Source organism: Sphingomonas sp. SORGH_AS_0438, from assembly GCF_031453475.1.
GTDB lineage: Bacteria > Pseudomonadota > Alphaproteobacteria > Sphingomonadales > Sphingomonadaceae > Sphingomonas.
Genome location: NZ_JAVIZS010000001.1, coordinates 547,302 through 565,626 on the forward strand (window position 1 = coordinate 547,302; position 18,325 = coordinate 565,626).

Consider the following 18,325-nt stretch of genomic DNA (forward strand, 5'->3'; position numbering starts at 1 on the left):
GGACGCATGGTCCGGCGGGTGGATCGGCGATGGACCCGGCTCGCAAAAAGGATCATGATTTCCGCATGAACGACGATCCCGGTCCGCCAGCGCCGATGATCCACCGGGCGCGCCATGTCGCCACCGGCCTTGCCGATGTCGGGCTGACCCATGCCGAGGACCTGCTCCGCCGCCTGTCGCCGGAGGGGCGGGAGCAGGCGCGTCGCGAGCGGGCCGCGAAGGCGCGGCGGCAGAAGAGGCTGATGATCCGGCTGGTATTCGCGGCGGTCGCGTCGATGCTGGCCTGGGCGATGCTGGACCTGATGCTGCCGTCCGCCATCGCGCTCGTCCTGTCGGTGGCAGTGATGCTGGTCCTGACGATGCTGATCGTCCTGCGCGCCCCGCCGCGCGTGCCGGGGCGGGAGGCGCTGGCGGGCGCGCCGCTGGCCGGTCTGGCGGAGGAGGCGAGCGTCTGGCTCGCCGCGCAACGGCGCGGGATGCCCATGCCCGCGTTGCGGCTGGCCGATGAACTGAGCCGCCGGCTGGACGATGTCGCGCCCCGGCTCGGCGCGCTCGATCCGCGCAGCCCCGCCGCCGCATCGCTGCGGACGCTGGTCGCGGTGGAGCTGCCGGCGCTGGTCGAGGGCTGGCGCACCGTGCCGATCGCGGCGCGTCGCCAGCCCCATGCCGATGGCCGCACCCCCGACGACCATCTGGTCAACGGCCTGCGCCTGATCGATGCCGAGCTGGCCCGCGCCCATGCGCAACTGGGGCAGGGCGCGCTCGACGGGATCGCGGTGCAGGGGCGCTATCTCGAATTGAAATATGATGAGGGCGGTCGGCCGCTATAGACCGGCCTGCCGGATGCGGACGGTCAGCGCCAGTTCGTCGCGCGCGGTCAGCAGCTTGCGGCGGATATCGATGGGGAGGGCGGGCTGCGCCTTCAGGAAGCCGTCGACCACCGCCAGCGCCGCCGCGTCGCGCTGGCCGGCGACGAACGCCTCGATCCAGGCGGGCAGGAAGAAGATGCGCCTATTCTGCCGGATCCATTCCAGCCGGTCGAGCGCGGGACGCAGGAAGGGCAGGGTGAGCGCCGCCTGCCCGATCTCGTTGAACGCGCCCAGGCTTTCGCTGGCCCAGGCCTCGTTGAGCGTCGCATCGTCGAAATAGCGGGTGAAATAGGCGGCCTTGACCGACCGGTCCGGCGTCGCCGCCCGAGCGACGAACGCATCCTTCACCGCCTCGCTGGAGGTGTCGCGCCGCTGCTCGGCGGCGAACAGGGCGGCGGCGTCCGGCGCGCCGACCGCGATCAGTCGACGGACGATCGCCCAGCGCGTCGGCTGGCGGATCGCCGCCCCCGCCAGCATCGCGCGCCCGGCGAGCAACTCGCGCAGCCGGCCGAGCGCCAGCGGCGTCCGGGCGGTCGCGACCAGCCGGTCGAGGGCGTCCTTGCGCAGGCCATAGCCAAGCTGCGGATCGTCGATCCGGGCGAGCAGCGCCGCCTCCCAGCGCGGGCGCAGCGCCTCCGCCTTCGCATCCGGCAGATAGAGGTCGAGCGCGGTCGCGCCCCGCGCCAGGATGGTGCGCGAGATCTGCTCGTCCCGCTCGCCCGGCAGATGGTCGAGCAGCACCGCGACATAACGGTCCGGCGCGACGCGGAGGTCGCGGACGCTGTCCCACAAACCGCTCCACAACAGGGCGCGGAGCAGCGGATCGGTGACGGTGCCGACCCGTGCGACGATCCAGGCGATGGTCCGCGCATCCGGCAGGAACAGCCCATAGCCCTGGTCACCGTCATTCGCCCAGACATAGTCCGGCATCGGCAGCCCCGCCGCATCGGCCAGCGTCGCGGTCGCTCCGTCGAACGTGGTCTCCAGCACCACATCGTCGCGGTCGTGATAGCCGAGCCGCACGCGCACCTTCATCGGCCAGGCGCCGCCCGGATCGCCGGGCAGCGCGCGGGCCGGGCGCTGGACCAGGGCCAGCGTGCCGATACGGTCGCCCGCCGGCCTCAGCCGCGTGTCGATGCGGGGAAGCCCGGCGCGCAGCATATATTGCCGCCCGAACGCGCCCAGGTCGACGCCCGAGGCCCTGCCGATCGCGCCGAGCAGATCCTGCCAGGTGGCGTTGCCATAGGCGTGGTCGTGCAGGAAATCGTGCAGGCCGCGGCGGAAGCCGTCCTCGCCGACCAGGAAGGCGAGCTGTTTGATGACGGCCGGCGCCTTGTTGTAGACGATCGGGCCGTAATTGCTCTTGGCCGCGTCCAGATTGTCCAGCGGCTGCCACAGGGCCTGGGTGCCGCTGGTCGCGTCGGCGCGGTATGCGGGCGTCTTGGTCGACAGGAGGAAGGTGGTCCAGGCATTGCTGTCCGGCTGCAGCTCCGCCTGGATGCGCGCGGCCATATAGGTGGAAAATCCCTCCTTCAGCCACAGGTCGTCGAACCAGCGCATCGTCACATCGTCGCCGAACCATTGGTGGCTGATCTCGTGATAGATGGTCGCATCGCGGTTGACGCGCTGCGGCAGCGTCGGCGGCTCGCGGAAAACGAACCGGTCCTCATTGTAGAAGACCGCGCCGACATGCTCCATGCCGCCGAACGGAAAGGCGGGGGCCAGCACCAGGTCGAGCTTGGCGAAGGGATAGGGGATGGCGAACCAGTCGGCGAGCCAGCGGACGGCGGCGCGGTTGGTGGCGATCTGCGCCTCGGCATCCACCTCGGCGCGGCGGGAGGCACGCGCATAGTGGCTGATCGGCCGGTCGCCGGCGGGCGCGGAGGTCCAGTGCGTCCAGGGGCCAGCGGCGAAGGCGGCGAGATAGGTGGAGATCGGCTCGGTCTCCGCGAACCGCCAGCGGGTGGCGGTGCCGGCGGCGCTCCGCTCGGCCAGCGGACCATTGGCGATCACCGTCCAGCCGGCGGGCGCGGTGAGCGTCCAGCGGAACCGTGCCTTCAGGTCGGGCTGGTCGAAACAGGGGAAGAGCAGGTTCGCGTCGGACGGGACCAGCAGCGTGTAGAGATAGACGCCGCCATCCTTGTCGTCGCGATAGCGGATGATCGCCGCGCCGGACGCCGCGACCGGCGTCGCGAACCGGGCGGTGATGCGGTTGGCACCCGTGCGCAGCAGTGCTTGCGGCAGGGTCAGGTGGCCGTCCCTTCGCCCTTGGGTGGAAAGGGGGCGGTCGTTGACGATCAGGTCGGACAGGTCCGGCCCCCGGAAGTCGAGCACCAGGTCGCCGCTGCCGGCGACGCGGTCGAAGCGAATGGCGATCGTGCCGTTGGCGCGCGCCTCGCCGGTCAGGTCGAGCGACAGGTCGTAGCGCACGTTCGCGATCTGCGCCGCGCGGCGTTCGGCCAGCGCATGGGCGATGCCGGGGCCGGGGCCTTTCTCCGTTGCCAGGTCGGCGGTACGCGCCACAGTCGAGAGGCCGGCGGGGGCGAGCAAGGCGGCGCGCAGCAGCGCGCGTCGGTCGTCGAGGAAATCCACATCGGCCCCTATATGATTGGCCGCGCGACGATAGGGCGCGGGGCGCGCACGGCAAGTCCGTCGCGACGGCACCGCCACCGATGCTCGGTCGTTCGGATCGCATGGCCCTTTTCTTCACCGCCGATACGCATTTCGGCGACCACCGCACGATCAACATCCAGAAACGCCCCTTCGCCGACGTGGCCGCGATGGACGCGCTGATCGTCGAGCGCTGGAACGCGGCGGTCGGGCCGGAGGACGATGTCTGGCATCTGGGCGATGTCGCGCGGCGGGCGGGGGACGTGCCGGCGCTGCTGGCGCGGCTGAACGGCACCAAGCACCTGCTGCGCGGCAACAACGATCCCGATGCCACCGTAGCGGCGACGGGCTGGGCGAGCGTCGGCGACTATGCGGAGATCGATGCCGACGGCCACCGGCTGGTGCTGTGCCACTATCCCTTTCGCAGCTGGAACGGCCAGCACAAGGGGGCGCTCAACCTGCACGGCCACAGCCATGGCCGGTTGAAGCCGATGCCGCGCCAGTTCGACGTCGGCGTCGATGTTCACGGCTTCGCGCCGGTGCGCCTCGCCCAGCTCCTGGCCCCGGCCGCTGAACGTCGGGGCAGGGCCGGCGCGGCATCATAGGCCCCGGGGTCGCCTGGCCTATCGTCGCTTCTTCGCGGTGGTGGCGGTGAAGTCCGGGTCCTTGTTCGCCACCCAGTCGACGAACTTGCGCACATCGGGATGCGCGAGCAGCGCCTCCACGTCCATGCCGTGGCGCTGCAATTCGGAATTGGTAAAATTCGCCATCAGCGTCTGCTGGCAGATCGGATGCATCGGCACGACGTCGCGGCCACCCCGGCTCTTGGGCACGGGATGATGCCAGACGATGGTCTTGCCCGTGGGGCGGCCGCAGAGCCAGCAGGCGACCACGGGCGGCGGTGCATCGTCCTCGTCCGGGGCGACGGGCGGGTAGGGATCGTGTTTTGAATGCTTGCGCGCCATGGCTTGGGTCCGTCTTCGTTTATGTCACTTGCCGCCCTGATAGCGCAGGGTGTTGGCAAAACCGTCATTGGCCTTGGTCATCTTGGCAAGTTTGCGCAGATGCGCGCGGACGTTGCGCTCGTACCGGCGGTCGTCATGCACGCCGGTCGTCGGATAGTCCTCGCGCGCGAGCAGCGCCTTGACCTGGGTCGCGAACGCCGCTTGGTCGCCGGCATGACCGCCCGCCTGTAGCGCGCGGCAGACCCATTCCTCGGCGGCGGCGAGGTCGTAATCATCGTTCGCCGCATAGCCGCGCCGGTCCGCCGCCGCCTGGTCGAGCCGGGCCGCCTCGATCCGGCTGGCCAGCCAGCGGCGGACCTGATCGCCGTCCCAACCCTTCGCCGCGTCGTTCATCGCTACCCCCCGTACATGGCTGCGAAGATCGCGCCGCCCCTTGCCCCTTACGCCGAGACCGGGCGGCCGGTCGAGGCGCGGATCGCCAGCGTCGCCGGCACGATGACGGGGTCGGTCGGCGGCGTGCGGCCGGCCTGTTCGGCGATGACCCGCTCCACCGCCCGCGCGGTCACCTCGGCGATCGGCTGCACGATCGCGGTCAGGGGCGGGTGGACGAAGCGGACGATCGGCGTGTCGTCGAAGCTGACGATCGACAGTGCCCCCGGTACGCCCAGCCCGCGTTCCCGCGCCAGTTCCAGCGTGGCGAGCGCCATCTGGTCGCTGCTGGCGATGATCGCGGTCGGCGGGACGGGGCCATCCAACAGGGCTAGGGCGGCGGCGCGGCCGGTCTCGAACCCGAAATCGCCTTGGGCGAGCAGGCCATCGGTCGGGCACCCCGCCTGCGCCATCACCGTGCGCCAGCCGGCGACGCGCCGAGCGCTCAGTTCATAATCGTCGGGCCCGGCGATGAAGCCGATCCGCCGATGGCCCAGCGCGACCAGATGCTCGGTCGCCAGCCGCGCCGCGCCCTCGTCGTCGATCGCGACCGCGAAGCCGCCGCCGGCCTTGAGCGATCCGATGCGCGCGAAGCTGATCCCCTGTTCCTCCAGCAGGCGGGTGATCAACGGGTTCTCGGAATGGGGCGGGGTCAGGATGACGCCGTCCGGCTGGATCGCGGCGATCGCGCCGAGCAGTTCGCGCTCGATATGGTCGCTATGCGTGTCGACCAGCTCGACCAGCAGGCGATAGCCATGTTCGGCGCAGGTCAACATGCCGCCAAGCAGCATCTGGTCGACCCAGTCTGTGCCCTGGCGGTTGCGCCAGCCGGCGATGGTGCGTTCCCGGTCGTTGAGCGCGACGATCAGATAGGAGCGCGAGCCGCCCATGCGCTGCGCCGCGATCGACGGGACATAGCCGAGCCGGGCGATCGAGGCCTGGACCCGCTCCATCATCTCGGGCCGGACGTTCGGCTCCTTGTTGATGACGCGGCTGACCGTCTGGAGCGAGACGCCCGCATCGGCGGCGACGTGGCGGATCGTCACCGCCTGGCGGCGCCGCGCCATCAGGCCGGGGCCGCGCCGCAATAGCGCGCGACATAGTCGGCATGGGGCGGCAGGCCGCGCACCGTCGTCGCCACCGACTGGCGCAGGCCGCCCAGGAACCGCGCCAGTTCCTCGTCGGGCAGCTTGGCGGCGATCGGGTGGTGGGCCTGCGGCGTGATGCCCTGGCCCAGCATGACCTGGATCCAGCTATTCTCGGCGAAAAGCTCGTCGTTGCGCCGGAAGACGCGGCCGGTCTCGCGGAACAGGCCGATCTTCTGGGCGAGGCTGTCGGGGATGTCCATCGCCGCGCAGTGCCGCCAGAAGCCGCTGTCGCGCCGTTCGGTGACCTTATAGTGCAGGATCAGGAAATCCCGGATCTGGTCCATGTCGGTCAGCTGCTGGTCGTTGAACTCCGCCACGTCATGGGGCGATATGGGCCCCGGCGGCAGCAGCCGGATCAGGCGCAGGATCGCGCGCTGGATCAGGTGGATGCTGGTCGATTCCAGCGGCTCCATGAACCCGCCCGACAGTCCGATGGCGATGCAGTTGCGGTGCCATTGCCGGCGGCGCGCGCCGGTGACGAAGCGCAGGTGATTGGGCTCGGTCAGCACCTTGCCCTCGACATTGCCGAGCAGGCGTTGCAGCGCCGCCTCACGGTCCAGATAGCGGCTGCAATAGACGATGCCATTGCCGACCCGGTGCTGGAGCGGGATGCGCCACTGCCAGCCGGCGTCATGCGCCATGGCGCGGGTATAGGGGACGGGGGGACGGACGCTTTCCGTCTGCACCGCGATCGCGGCGTCGCAGGGCAGCCAGTGCGTCCAGTCGTCATAGCCGACATGCAGCGCCTGCCCGATCAGGAGCGCGCGGAAACCGGTGCAGTCGAGGAACAGGTCGCCCTCGACCCGCCGCCCGTCGTCCAGTCGCAGCGCGGCGATGTCGCCGCTCGCCGGGTCGAGGTCGACCTGGGCGATCCGGCCCTCGATCCGCGTCGCGCCGTCGCCCTCCGCCATGCGACGTAGGAAGCGGCCGTAGAGCGTCGAGTCGAGCTGATAGGCATAGCTCATCCGGTCGTCGGGCAGATGCGCGAACTTGCCTTCCCGTGCGGCGACCAGTTCCAGGCAGTAATCGTCATAGGGCTCGGCATGGCCGCGCGCCTGCCCGTCGAGCCAGAAATGCTGGAAGCCGGCCGCCCAGTGATCCTTGCCGGTCAGGCCGAAGGCATGAAAATAGCTGTCCTCCGGCCCCTTCCACCCGTCGAATTGGATGCCCAGCTTGAAGGTCGCCTGGGTTGCGGCCATGAACTCGGCCTCGCCGATGCCGAGCAGGCGGTTGAAGGTGATGAGCGGCGGGATGGTCGACTCGCCGACGCCGATGGTGCCGATCGCGTCGGATTCGACCAGGGTCACGCTCGCGGTGCGGCCCAGCGTGCGGGTCAGCGCGGCGGCCGCCATCCAGCCGGCGGTGCCGCCCCCGGCGATGACGATGCGGCGGGGCGTGACGGCGTTCACCGGCTGAGCGCCCGGAGCAGGAAGCCACGCAGCCGCCCGGCCAGTTCCGGCGTCATCGGGTCCAGCACGCCGCGACCGCCCTCCGGGATATGTGCGGTGACGCCGTCGTCATTGTTGAAGACATAATGGTCGAACATGTCGCGCCAATGCGCCTTCTGGTCGGCGGGCAGGTCGCGGATCGCCATCAGCGCATGGTTGAGCGCCTCCTGCGGCTGGCCCATCCAGCGCGGCGTCTCCCGCCACCAGTAATTGACCAGCACGTTGAAGTCGTCGAGCCCTTCGACATGATGCCACCACAGGGCCGGGATGTAGAGCGCGTCGCCCGGACCCATCTCCACCACCTGGCCATGCGCCATCGCCTCTTCGAAGCGGGGATGGCGGGCGAGGTCGGGCGCGTGGAAGTCGACCATGCTGACCGCGCGGCCGGCGGGGGTGTTGTCGACCGGTCCCAGATAGAGGTTGCGGAACTGGTCGCGCGGGAACAGCGTGAAGCGGCGATGGCCGGCCGCGACCACCGCCAGATTGTGCGGCACGTCGTTATGCGCGGCGATCCGGGTGCGGCTGCCCATCCAGATGCTGGCCAGCGGTTCGCGCGCGCCGAGGTCGATATGGTTGGCGGCGTGCAGTCCGTCGAAATATTGATGCACGTCGATCGAGGCGAGATAGACGGTCGGCGCGTCCGGGTGGCCGGCGAACGCCGCCATGCGCGCGAACACCTCCGGCAGCTTCGCGTCGAAGGTGCGGAAGTTCATCGCCATCGCATCGTCGTAGAACAGCCGCCCGCCGCTGCCCGGCTGGCCGACCGAGACGGTGAAGGGCCGGTCGCGGTGGTGGCGGAGCAGATAGTCGCGCGCCGCATCCGCCGATCGCAATCCGGCCTCGACCAATGGCCAGCCGGCGGCGAGGCCCCGGACGACGAAGGGGGTGTCGGCGGCGCGCAGCCGGGCGTCGAGATCGGCGGCATCGGCCACCGTCACCTCGGGCACCGGCGACAGGCCGGCGAGCGGCCCCGGATCAGCCACGGTCACGGGCGATCCGCCGGTTGCGACGGGCGACCAGATCGCCCAGATGTTCCAGCGAGGCGATCGCCATGTAGATGGGTAGCAGATGGCCGGCGGCGTTCAGCTCCGCCAATATGGTCGCATCCAGCGTGGCCAGCCGGTCCTCGTCGATGATGTGGAAGCCGACCAGCTGGTTGCGCGACCCGTCGTCCAGCGTCACGTCGAGCGTGAAGGGTTCGAGCAGGTCGTGGCGGTGGAGCGCGGCGAAGAAGTCGGGCGCGGCGCGATAGCCTTCGTCGAGCGCGCCGAGCTGGCCGGCGACCCGGTCGAGATAGGGGGTCGGACGGCCCATCTCGTCGAACAGCCGCTCGCCCTGGCCGGGCCGGCCGATGCGGGGGGAGGACAGGTCGACATGCACCTGTTTGAGGCTGTCGTCGGTCGGCGAGCCGCCGATCAGGAAGGGCTGGATCTCCATCGCCAGCGGGCGATAGCGCGCCTCCCAGCGGCCATCGTTCAGGAACAGGTTCTCGCCATTCTCGAACCCGAACATCGCCAGCGCGGAGAAACGGTCGCGCGTGTCGCTCAGGCGGAACAGGATGGGATAGGCGCTCTGCACCGCGCGGAATTCGCTCGGCACGGTGATGCAGCACATCGCCGCGTCGCCCAGCGCCGCCGCGCGATCGGTGCGGATGGTCAGGTCGCGGTGCGCCTCGGCGGTCAGGATCGCGTGCTGGTTGGTCATCGAACGCAACTCTCGTCTATGGGCATCCGGCGGCCGGAGCTGTCGCAGACGTGCCGGTCCCGCGCAAAAAAAGCCAGCCTTCCCGGTCGGAAAGGCTGGCAGGTCGTCGGGGAACTCAGAAGGTGAAGCGCACGCCCGCGGAGTAGCGCGCATCCTGCTTGGTCACGAAATTGATGTTGCGGTCGGAGCGCAGATGGCCGCCGCGATTCTCACCCAATATGTTGATCCCCTCGGCGAAGATCGTGACGTTGGGCGTGATCGCATAGCTCGCCGTGCCGTCGAGCTGGCCATAGGTGTTGACATAGACCGGATTGGTCCCGGCCCCCGCCAGATAACCCTTGCGCCAGTTATAGGCGGCGCGCGCATTGATGCCGTATTTGTCGAAGAACAGGACCGCGTTGGCGCTGTCCGACAGGCCGGTGATCGCGAATTGCGCGACGGTGGAGGGTAGCTGGTTGTCGTACGGCCGGTTGCCGTTGACGATCGTGTAGTTGAGGATCGTACCGAAGCCGGTGTTCCAGAAATTATGCTGGACGGCGAATTCGAAGCCATCGACGGCGGCGGTCTGGTCGCTGTTGAATGGAGTCGTGATGACGAAATTGACCAACGGATCGTTGGGTTGCGCCACGATCGCTACTGGAACGCCGTTTTGGTCACGCGTGACGGTCGTGGGATAGACGCGAGCAATATAGTTGCGAATATTGGAGAAGATCAGGTCCTGTCCACTCGCGGTCAACGCCGCGACCGCTTCCTGATAGCGCGGACCGCCAAACGGCGTGGTGACACCCGGCAAGGTCGTGTTGACCTGCGTCCGGCCAATATAGTTCGACACGTCCTTGTGGAAGTAGCCGACCGAGAAATAGCTGTCGCTGGTGTAGTACCATTCCGCCGACAGGTCGATATTCTTGGATTTGAACGGAACGAGGTTGGGATTGCCGACCGAGCCGAAGCCACCACCGACACGGAACAACGTGTCGATGCGGCGACCGCCCTGCAGGCTGCCATAATCGGCGCGGGTGATGGTGTGGCTGTACGAGGCGCGCAGCTTCACATTCTCCAGCGGCTGGAAGTCGAAATCGACCGATGGGAGCCAGTTCTGATAGCTGCCCTTGAAGGTCGTGAAGCCGCTGCCCTCGAACAGCACGTTGAACTCGTTCTGCGAATTCTGCCGCGCGCCGACCGGTGTCGGCACCAGGGCCGAGGCGGAGACATTGGTATTCTCGAACCGCAGGCCCGCGATCAGGTGCGCGGTGCGGGAGAACAGGTCGAACTTGCCGTTGAATTGGGCATAAGCCGACATCGTCTTCTCACGGATGCGCGAATCCGTATCATATGGCTTCAGGCAGCCCCCGTTGCCGCCGCAGATGTTGTAGGCATCGTCGAGCAGCTTGACGACGCTGGGCAGGTCGAAGGTGTAGAAGGACTTGATGATGTTGGGATCGTTGGCGCCGCTGATCCCCTTGAACTTGTCGGGGATGCCGGTCAGCGTGAACAGGTTGTCGGGCAGCAGGGCCGCCGCCGCCGCGCGCTGCGCCGCGCTGTCGCCGCCGGTGCCGCCCCAGGTGTCGTTCTGGAGCACGCTATAGGCGGAGCGGACCTTGTTGTCCGTATATTCCGCACCCCAGTCCAGGCTATCCATCACGCCATGGCCATGGTCGTAATGACCGCGCACCTGGACCTGGTTGATCCGGTCGCGGAAGTAGGAATTGCGGAAGGCGTTGCCGGTCGGCACGATGTTCGCCGCGTTCAGCGGATCGATGCCGGGATACATGTTGTACGAGATGACCGGCAGGTCGTTGTCGAAGTTCAGCGTCTGATTCTGGATGCCGAACACCGCGGTGCCGACCGAGTTGCTGTTGCCATAGGGGCTGTTCGGCTTCGACACCGCGGTCGAGTGATGCGCGTCGAGCGTCATCGTCACGCCGCCCGGCGCGTTCCAGGTCAGGTTGCCGCCCAGCGACTTGTTCTCGCTGCGCACCGACGTCTGCGAGGCGGAATAGGCCAGATCCTTGGCCTCGCCCGCGCCGAACCGCTCGGTGTAGAAGATCGGGCCGGCGACCGGACCGTCGGTCCAGGCGCTCAGCGTGTCGTTGTGGTTGTACCAGATGCCGACGCTGTTGTCGCGAATGTCGATGGTGTTGCGCGAATAGGTATAGTCGACCGTGGCGGTCAGCTGGTCGGTCGGGCGGAATTGCAGCACCGCCTGGCCGTTGATGCGCTCGCGCCGGCCGTTGATGACGTCGTACCCGCCATTCTGCGGCACCTGATAGACATCGGTCGCCTCGGGGCGGTTGGTGATGTTGGCGTAGCGCGGGTCGCCCGGCATCGCCAGCGAACCCCAGTTGTTCTCATTGCCCAGATAGCCGTCGCGCCAGCCGATATTGGCGCTGTTGGCGCTGAAGTTGCGGCGCTGATAGGCGCCGGTCACCAGGATGCCGATCCGGTTGTCGGCGAAGGTGTCCGACAGGATGCCCGACACTTCGGGCGTGATGTCCTTCTTGCCGTTCTGTGAGGTGTCGATGACGCCGCGCGCCGAGATCGAGCCGCGCAGGCCCGGCTTGTCGAGCGGGCGGGGGGTGCGGATATTGATCGTCGAGCCGATGCCGCCGGTCGGCACGGTGGCGCGCCCGGACTTGTAGACCTCCAGCGCCGCGACGCCTTCGGAGGCGAGGTTGGCGAAGTCGAACGAGCGCGACGCGGGGGCGCTGTTGCCGTCGCCGATCGTCGAGGTCGGCATCTGCCGCCCGTTCAGCGTGACGAGGTTATATTCGGGGCCGAAGCCGCGCACGGTGACGAACTGGCCTTCGCCGTTCGACCGGTCGATCGACACGCCGGTGATGCGCTGGAGCGATTCCGCCAGATTGGTGTCGGGGAACTTGCCCATGTCCTCGGCGCTGATCGCGTCGACGATGCCCTGGCCGTTGCGCTTGATGTTGATCGAGTCGCGCAAGCTGGCGCGGATGCCGGTGACGACGATGTCGCCGTCCGCCTCGCCCGCCGCGCCGTCGCTGGTCGCGGGCTGCGGATCGGTCTGGGACGGGCCGGTCGCGCCCATGGTGGCGGCGGCGTCCTGCGCCTGCGCCATGCCGGGCAGCGCGACGAGCGCGATGGTGGAGACGCCGATGGCGAATTGCGAAAGCAGGCGAGCGTGGGCGCTGCGCATGAAAAACCTCCCCTGTATGTCGCACGGTCTGCGGCCGTGTCGTTGAGAACGTTCACTTCGCTTAGGACAAGGTTGCTGTCAAGCGGCTCTTACTCGTTGAAACAGCATGGTTGTGAACGTTCACTCGCTGTGCTTACAGGGTCACACAAGGCTGCGCGAAGGCGGCTCATCATGGGGAGGATCGGCATGATCGCTGGACGACGGACGCATTGGGTTTCGATGGCGGCGCTGGGCGTCGCGCTCTGTGGCGCGGCGGGCACGACGGCACAGATGCGGGCAGGGCAGGCCACTGCTGCACAGGCCTCCGACGCACGATCGCGCGCCGATGCGCTGGTCGCGCGGATGACGCTCGACGAGAAGATCGCGCTGGTCCACGGCCTGTTCCCGCCGATGGCGACGGGCAAGACGACGAACGAACTGATCCCGTCGGCCGGCCATATCGACGGCATCGCCCGGCTGGGCATCCCGCTGGTCCGCGAGAGCGACGCGTCGCTCGGCGTCGCCAACCAGGTCGAGCAGCGCAAGGGCGATGTCGCGACCGCCTTGCCCTCCAGCCTGGCGACGGCGGCCAGCTTCGATCCCGACATCGCCCGCGCCGGCGGCGCGATGATCGGGGCGGAGGCGCGGGACAAGCGCTTCAACGTGCTGCTGGCCGGCGGCGTCAACCTGACGCGCGATCCCTGGAACGGGCGCAACTTCGAATATCTGGGCGAAGACCCGCTGGTCGCAGGGCTGCTGGGCGGCGCGCATATCGCGGGCGTGCAGTCGAACCGAATCGTCTCCACCATCAAGCATTTCGCGCTCAACGCGCAGGAGACCGGCCGCACCGTCGTCGACGCGCGGATCGGCGAGGCGGCGCTTCGGATGAGCGACCTGCTGGCGTTCCAGATCGCGATCGAGCGCGGCCATCCCGGCTCGGTCATGTGCGCCTATAACAAGGTCAATGGCGACTGGGCGTGCGAGAACAGGCACCTGCTCACCGATGTGCTGAAGCGCGACTGGGGCTATCGGGGCTGGGTGATGAGCGACTGGGGCGCGGTCCATTCCACCGTCAAGGCGGCGAATGCCGGGCTGGACCAGCAATCGGGTCAGGAACTGGACAAGGCAATCTATTTCGGCGCGCCGCTGAAAGAGGCGGTCGAGAAGGGGCAGGTGCCGATGGCGCGGATCGACGACATGGTCGCGCGCTACCTGACCGGCCTGATCGAGACCGGGGCTTTCACCGAGGCGATGCCCGCCAAGGCGATCACCCCCGACTATGCCGCCCATGCCGAGGTGGCGCAGCGCACCGCGGAGGCGGGGATCGTGCTGCTGAAGAATGACGGAAATCTGCTGCCAATCGCGCGCACGGCGAAGCACATCGTCGTGATCGGCGGCAATGCCGATGTCGGCGTGCTGTCGGGCGGCGGCTCCAGTCAGGTGCGATCGGTCGGCGGCGCGCCGGTCGAGATCCCGCTGTCGACCGGCGGCTCGGCCTCGTTCGCGCGCATCACCTATCATGCCTCCTCGCCGCTCCAGGCGCTGCGCAAGGCCCTGCCGGGCGTGCGGGTCGACTGGGTCGATGGTCGCAGCCTGAACGCGACGGTCGAGGCGGCGAAGGCGGCCGACCTCGCCATCGTCTTCGCGACGCAATGGACGACCGAGGCCGACGATGTGCCCGACCTGCGCCTGCCCAACCAGCAGGATGCCCTGATCGAGGCGATCGCGGCGGCGCAGCCGCGCACCGTGGCGGTGATGGAGACGGGCGGGCCGGTGCTGATGCCCTGGATCGCCAAGGTGCCGGCGGTGGTGCAGGCCTGGTATCCGGGCCAGCGCGGCGGCGAGGCGATCGCCGCCATCCTGACCGGCCGTGTCGCGCCCTCGGGCCGCTTGCCGATCACCTTCCCCGCCGATGCCTCGCAACCGCCGCGCCCGCGCCCGGTCGGGCTCGACCGGATGACCGGATTGCAGGCGGCCGCCGCCGCCAATCCCGCCGCGGCGGCCGGCTATACGCTGGACAGTTTCCCGGTCGATTATGTCGAGGGGGCCGATGTCGGCTATCGCTGGTACGAGAAGAAGGGGCTGAAGCCGCTCTTCCCGTTCGGGCATGGGCTCACCTACACCCAGTTCGCCTATCGCAACCCCGTGGTGCGCGGCGGCAAGACGTTGAGTGTGACGTTCGAGGTGGTGAACACCGGCCCGCGCGAGGGCGTGGACGTGCCGCAGATCTATGTCGGGCGCGACGGCGGCACGGCGCCGATGCGGCTGGGGGCCTTCACGCGGGTGACGTTGAAGCCGGGCGAGACGCGGCGGATCACGCTGACCGCCGAGCCGCGCATCGTCGCCGATTACGACACCGCCCTGCCGGGCTGGCGGATCGCGTCCGGTCGCTACCGCGTCGCGCTGGCGCGCGATGCCGCCGACCGGACGATGGTGTCGACCGCGACGCTGGAGGCGCAGACGATGAAGCCCTGATGCGGACATTGCCCGGCGGCGCAAAGCGGGGCAGGACATGTCGATGACGCGGCCCCGCATCTTCCAGCGTTCGCCAGCTTTCCTGGGTATCGTGGCGCTGGCCAATGTCGGCGGCGTGATCGCCTATCTGCCGCTGCTCACCCTGTTGCTGCCGATCAAGGTGGAGCGGTTGAGCGGCGAGGCCCGGATCGGCCTGTTCACCGCGACGGTCGTCGCGGGTGCCATCGCCGCCAGCCTGTCGAACGTCCTGTTCGGCTGGTTGAGCGACCGGTCCATGGCCCGGGGGCGCGGCCGGCGGGGCTGGGTGGCGGCCGGCCTGGTCGCGACCGCGATCAGCTATGGGGGGCTGGCCGTCGCGTCGACGCCGCTGGCGCTGGTCGCGGCGGTCGTCGGCTTCCAGGCGGCGGTCAACATGCTGCTGTCCCCGATGATGGCGATCATGGCCGAAGAGGTGCCGGACGCGCAGAAGGGGGTCGGCGGCGGCCTTCTCGCCCTCGGCAATCCGGTCGCGTCGGGCGTGTCCGCGCTGCTCGTCGGACAGGCCCTGTTGTCGGAGACGGCGCGGTTCGCGCTGCTGCCGGTGATCGTCGCCGCCTGCATGATGCCGCTGCTGCTGGCGCGCCGACACGGCACCGTCGCGGACGGGGCGGGCGGGGAGGCCATGCCACCCGGCCGCCGCGACCTGGTCGTCGCCGGGGTGGCGCGGCTGCTGCTCCAGATCGCCGGCGTCGTCACCCAGACCTATCTCCTCTATTATTTCGAGAGCGTCACGTCCCCGGCGGAGCATGGATTGCTGCCGACGCGGATCGGCCATCTGCTGATCCTGGCCTTTCTGATCCCCCTGCCGCTGGCGCTGCTGCTGGGCCGGTTGTCGGACCTCACGCGGCGGCGCAAGCCGGCATTGCTGCTGGCCGCGCTGGTCGCGGCGGCAGGGCTGGTCGGCATGGCGCTGGCGCGGACCTGGTCGACCGGGGCGGCGGCCTTCGCCGTCTATGCCATGGGGTCGTCGGTCTTCGTAGCGCTCCATGCCGGGGTCGCGATGCTGCTCCTGCCCGACCCCCGCCACCGGGGGCGGGACCTGGGGCTGCTCAACCTTGCCAACACGCTGCCGTCGCTGCTCGGGCCGCCGCTCGCTTGGCTGCTGGCGACGCCGCGCGATTTCGCCGGGGTGATGCTGGTGCTGGCCGGGCTGACGGCGAGCGGCGGGCTGGCCATGCTCGCCGTCACGACCCGGCGCTAGGACGGCTTCGGAGCGGGGCGCACCACCGGCATTCCGCAACCGCTGGGGGGCGTCCGGTCAAGCGGGCTCCTCTGTCCCCGATGTCCCGCCGAGCAGCAGCAGCAGGCCGTCATAAGGCGTGGCGGCCACTTCGCGCGCGACCATCCTGCCATAGGTCCGGCGCGACATGCGGCCCATCCGGTTGGGCACGTCCGGAATGACGACGCGATAGCCCAGCAGGCGGAACAGCAGGGCGCAGCGGGGCTGATGATAACGGCTGGTGCAGCAGATGACACGCCGGCAGTCGCCGCGATCCTGCAGGATGCGGTGGCAGAGCCGCACCGATTCCAGCGTGTCGCGACCATGACGCTCGACGATGATCCGCGACGCGGCGATCCCGGCATCGACCAGCACGCGCTTCATCACCACCGCCTCGGCCGGGCCATGCGCGCCGACCCCGCCGGTCGGCAGCAGCATCGCGCCGGGATGATCGCGCGCCCAGGCGAGCGCGCCGTCGATCCGTTGCCGCAACGCCGGGCTTGGCCGCCCGCCGGGCCGGACCGCCGCGCCGAAGATGACGATATAGTCGCGCTGGCCGGTCTTCACCGGTTGGCCCCGGCGCGGCGGCAGGGGACGGGGGCGGGGGCGGTCGCTCGGCTGGGCGGTCATGCGATCTGAATGACCGGGCCCGCATGGTCGTTCCGGTCCGGCCGGGGCGGCAGCGGATCAGGCGATGACCGCCCCGGCACGCTTGGTCGAATACAGCGCCTCATCGGCCTGATGGAGGATGAGGTCGAGGCAGTCGGGCCCGGCCAGCCCCTGTCCCGTGCCGACGCTGGCCGTCAGATGCAGGCATGTGGGCGCGAGGCCGGGCATCGGCTGGCGAACCTCGTGTCGCACGGCGTCCGCCACGGCCGCGAGATCGTCGCCGTCCGTGATCAGGATCATGAATTCGTCGCCGCCCATGCGGAAGACCGGATGGCCGTCCGCCGCCACGATCAGGCGCCGGGCCACCTCGCACAGCACCTTGTCGCCGATGAGGTGGCCGAACGTGTCGTTCACCGCCTTGAAACGGTCGAGGTCGACCGACACCAGTCCGAAGGGGGAAGCCGGAGGCATCGCCGCGGTCGCGATCTCGAAGGCGGCGCGGTTGCCGATGCCGGTCAGCGGATCGGTCGCCGCCATCCGCTGCGCCAGCCGCTGGGCGCGCAGGGTGGTGATCAGGCCCTTGCGGGTCTGGCGCGCCAGCGTGATCAAACCCGCCGTCACGATCAGGAACTGCACCGCCAGCAGGCCCGCATGTTGGATGTCGGATCGGGCGATGATGACGGCGAAGGGCAGGGAATAGGCCAGGATCGCCGGCACGGCCAGCCTGGGCAGGCCGGCCCAGCGCGTCGCCATCGCGGTCGCGGTCGCCATCACCGATATGACCGCCATCACCTGCAGCGTCGGATCGCCGGTCGCGAAGCATTGGCCGCAGCCGATGCCGAACCCGACAAAGGCCAGGATCGACAGGCCGGAGATGCGCCGCGCGACATATAGCGGCGCAGCGCGGCCGGTGCGGGCCATGGCGACGAGGCGGGCGACGAACAACAGCCCGTTGACGATGCCCCAGGCCAGCGCCCAGGGCGCGCGGGTCAGTTGAAAGGCGACCCCCGTCATCAGGAAGATGCCGACGCCGGACAGCAACAGGGGCGCGATCTTCAGCATGACCGCTTCCATGATGTCGGCGCGAAGTTCCGCGGCTTCCTGGCTGGGCAGGCCGGTGAACCAGTCGAACAGCTGTTCCAGGAACGAATCCAGCCGTTGCGGCATGGACATGCCCGCAGGCGAAGCCGCCCTTTTTCGACGTCCCGATTTCACACCACACCCCCCGGCGTTGCCGCGACGGTCGATCGGTTCACCGATCCGACCGAATTCCCTCGCTGCTCCTCCCTGTCATAGCCTCATGGCCTTTCAAAGGCCTAAACAGACGATTTGAGCCGAAAGTAAGCGAAAAACCTCTGTGGTGGAGTAACTTGTGAGATGCTTTCCGGCAGGGGCGCGGTCGGGGGCGTTGTTCCGCATATGGAATTTCCGAGCGGCGGCATCCTGCGTTCATCCGGCGCAATGCTTGCGCAACCGATCGCATGTTCGTCGGGCGGCGATCCCCGTGTCCGGCAAAGCATGGCCCGCGCGATTGGCGCTTGCATCGGATGCCGGCCTGCGCCTAAGGGCACCGACGCGTCGGGGAGTGGCGCAGTCCGGTAGCGCGCCTGCTTTGGGAGCAGGATGTCGCAGGTTCGAATCCTGTCTCCCCGACCATCCGCATCTAAG

14 protein-coding genes and 1 tRNA gene are annotated in these 18,325 nt (G+C 69.0%); 5 read left to right on the top strand and 10 right to left on the bottom strand.

Going from position 1 to position 18,325, the window contains the following annotated elements; genetic code table 11:
• Positions 1–65: 65 nt before the first annotated feature.
• A complete protein-coding gene (locus tag QE452_RS02655; protein WP_309658543.1) occupies positions 66–830 on the top strand; it encodes a hypothetical protein in 765 nt (254 codons plus the stop codon).
• Here QE452_RS02655 and QE452_RS02660 read toward each other — a convergent pair.
• Positions 825–3,461, bottom strand: a complete 2,637-nt coding sequence (locus QE452_RS02660) for a M1 family aminopeptidase (protein ID WP_309729553.1) — start codon at positions 3,459–3,461, stop codon at positions 825–827. The two genes, QE452_RS02655 and QE452_RS02660, sit on opposite strands and share 6 nt — an antisense overlap.
• A gap of 101 nt (positions 3,462–3,562) precedes the next feature.
• Here QE452_RS02660 and QE452_RS02665 point away from each other — a divergent pair, with 101 nt between their 5' ends.
• Entirely contained in the window at positions 3,563–4,084 is a 522-nt protein-coding gene (locus QE452_RS02665) for a metallophosphoesterase family protein (protein WP_309658545.1), read from the top strand.
• Positions 4,085–4,102: 18 nt separating this feature from the next.
• Here the strand turns inward: QE452_RS02665 and QE452_RS02670 are convergent, their stop codons facing one another.
• From QE452_RS02670 to QE452_RS02700, 7 genes are all read right to left on the bottom strand, one after another.
• Positions 4,103–4,444 (bottom strand): hypothetical protein, encoded by a 342-nt coding sequence (locus QE452_RS02670; RefSeq protein WP_309658546.1) that lies wholly within the window; start codon positions 4,442–4,444, stop codon positions 4,103–4,105.
• Between the two features lie 24 nt (positions 4,445–4,468).
• Entirely contained in the window at positions 4,469–4,837 is a 369-nt protein-coding gene (locus tag QE452_RS02675; RefSeq protein WP_309658547.1) for a hypothetical protein, read from the bottom strand.
• 47 nt (positions 4,838–4,884) lie between these two features.
• Positions 4,885–5,940, bottom strand: a complete 1,056-nt coding sequence (locus QE452_RS02680; RefSeq protein ID WP_309658548.1) for a LacI family DNA-binding transcriptional regulator — start codon at positions 5,938–5,940, stop codon at positions 4,885–4,887.
• Entirely contained in the window at positions 5,940–7,430 is a 1,491-nt protein-coding gene (locus QE452_RS02685; RefSeq protein ID WP_309658549.1) for a tryptophan 7-halogenase, read from the bottom strand. Before QE452_RS02685 ends, QE452_RS02680 begins: the two co-directional genes overlap by 1 nt.
• A complete protein-coding gene (locus tag QE452_RS02690) occupies positions 7,427–8,458 on the bottom strand; it encodes a cupin-like domain-containing protein (RefSeq protein ID WP_309658550.1) in 1,032 nt (343 codons plus the stop codon). Before QE452_RS02690 ends, QE452_RS02685 begins: the two co-directional genes overlap by 4 nt.
• Entirely contained in the window at positions 8,445–9,173 is a 729-nt protein-coding gene (locus QE452_RS02695) for a SapC family protein (protein WP_309729556.1), read from the bottom strand. Before QE452_RS02695 ends, QE452_RS02690 begins: the two co-directional genes overlap by 14 nt.
• Before the next feature lie 115 nt (positions 9,174–9,288).
• Positions 9,289–12,336 (bottom strand): TonB-dependent receptor, encoded by a 3,048-nt coding sequence (locus QE452_RS02700; RefSeq protein ID WP_309658552.1) that lies wholly within the window; start codon positions 12,334–12,336, stop codon positions 9,289–9,291.
• Between the two features lie 186 nt (positions 12,337–12,522).
• Between QE452_RS02700 and QE452_RS02705 the strand changes: the two genes are divergently transcribed.
• Entirely contained in the window at positions 12,523–14,790 is a 2,268-nt protein-coding gene (locus tag QE452_RS02705; RefSeq protein ID WP_405052720.1) for a glycoside hydrolase family 3 C-terminal domain-containing protein, read from the top strand.
• Positions 14,791–14,833: 43 nt separating this feature from the next.
• Entirely contained in the window at positions 14,834–16,030 is a 1,197-nt protein-coding gene (locus QE452_RS02710) for an MFS transporter (protein WP_309658553.1), read from the top strand.
• Positions 16,031–16,087: 57 nt separating this feature from the next.
• Here the strand turns inward: QE452_RS02710 and QE452_RS02715 are convergent, their stop codons facing one another.
• Together QE452_RS02715 and QE452_RS02720 are read right to left on the bottom strand one after the other, a co-directional pair.
• Complete coding sequence (locus tag QE452_RS02715) at positions 16,088–16,678, bottom strand: YdcF family protein (protein WP_309658554.1); 591 nt, start codon at positions 16,676–16,678, stop codon at positions 16,088–16,090.
• Between the two features lie 57 nt (positions 16,679–16,735).
• On the bottom strand, positions 16,736–17,824 hold the full coding sequence (locus QE452_RS02720; RefSeq protein WP_309658555.1) for a GGDEF domain-containing protein: 1,089 nt from the start codon (positions 17,822–17,824) through the stop codon (positions 16,736–16,738).
• Positions 17,825–18,236: 412 nt separating this feature from the next.
• Here QE452_RS02720 and QE452_RS02725 point away from each other — a divergent pair.
• Positions 18,237–18,313, top strand: a tRNA-Pro gene (locus tag QE452_RS02725).
• Positions 18,314–18,325: the final 12 nt, after the last annotated feature.